The following is a 1,544-nucleotide window of genomic DNA, read 5'->3' as shown; positions in this document are numbered from 1 at the left end:
GAACCCGTTGTATTGACAGTGTTGCCAGCAGCATCAGAAGAAGCCACCACTGCCTCAAATTCCGTATCAGCAGCCAAGTCAGAACCGGCCACATCCACTGTCCAAGTGCCGTCTGCACCGACGGTTGTGGTGTATTCGGTATCGTTAATGACCAGAGTAACGGTATCGCCTTCTGCGATATCACCACCAGTTGCGGTTCCCGTTACCGCGATGGTTTGAGCAGATTCAGTCGCGTTGATTACGTCATCTTCGGTGATGTTGTCTACGGTTACCGTGCCAGCCGTTGCTTCAGTATCCACTGTGTGAGTAGACGAACCAGTCGTATTGACTGTGTTACCAGCAGCATCTTCAGAGCTTACCACTGCATCAAACTCAGTGTCGGCTGCCAAGTCAGAACCTTCCACATCCACTGTCCAAGTGCCATCTGCACCGACGGTTGTGGTGTATTCGGTATCGTTAATGATCAGAGTAACGGTATCGCCTTCTGCGATATCGCCACCAGTTGCCGTACCCGTTACCGCGATGGTTTGAGCTGATTCAGCGGCGTTGATTACATCGTCTTCGGTGATATTGTTGACCGTCACCGTGCCTGCTTCCGCAACTAGATCAACGGTATGTTCAGAAGAACCAGTCGTTTGAACGTTATTGCCAGCTTCATCAGAAGAGGTCACCACCGCATCAAACTCAGTGTCGGCTGCCAAGTCAGAGCCTTCCACATCCACTGTCCAAGTGCCGTCTGCACCGACCGTTGTCGTGTAAGTTGTGTTGTTGATTACTAGAGTAACGGTATCGCCTTCCGCGATATCACCACCAGTTGCTGTACCCGTTACCGCGATGGTTTGAGCTGATTCAGTCGCGTTGATTACATCGTCTTCGGTGATGTTGTTGACCGTCACCGTGCCTGCTTCCGCAACTAGATCAACGGTATGTTCAGAAGAACCAGTCGTTTGAACGTTATTGCCAGCTTCATCAGAAGAGGTCACCACCGCATCAAACTCAGTGTCGGCTGCCAAGTCAGAACCAGCTACGTCCACTGTCCAAGTGCCATCTTCGGCTACTTGAGTTGTGTACGTTTGACCATTAATTTCTAGAGTAACGGTATCGCCTTCCGCGATATCACCACCAGTTGCTGTACCCGTTACCGCGATGGTTTGAGCTGATTCAGCGGCGTTGATTACGTCATCTTCAGTGATGTTGTTGACCGTCACCGTACCTGCTTCCGCAACTAGATCAACGGTATGTTCAGAAGAACCCGTTGTATTGACAGTGTTGCCAGCAGCATCTTCCGAACTTACCACCGCATCAAACTCAGTGTCGGCTGCCAAGTCAGAACCTTCCACATCCACTGTCCAAGTGCCATCTGCACCGACCGTTGTCGTGTAAGTTGTGTTGTTGATTACTAGAGTAACGGTATCGCCTTCCGCGATATCACCACCAGTTGCTGTACCCGTTACCGCGATGGTTTGAGCAGATTCAGCGGCGTTGATTACGTCATCTTCAGTGATGTTGTTGACCGTCACCGTGCCTGCTTCCGCAACTAGATC

At 50.9% G+C, this 1,544-nt stretch carries 1 protein-coding gene; it reads right to left on the bottom strand.

Annotation, left to right across the window (positions count from 1 at the left end; translation table 11 throughout):
* The coding region (locus DFP76_RS18000) for an Ig-like domain-containing protein (protein WP_113875933.1) at positions 1–1,544 on the bottom strand (1,544 nt) is incomplete at both ends.

It is taken from the genome of Marinomonas aquiplantarum, from assembly GCF_003314975.1.
GTDB classification, from domain to species: Bacteria; Pseudomonadota; Gammaproteobacteria; order Pseudomonadales; family Marinomonadaceae; genus Marinomonas; species Marinomonas aquiplantarum.
This window is presented reverse-complemented; position numbering and strand designations above follow the sequence as displayed.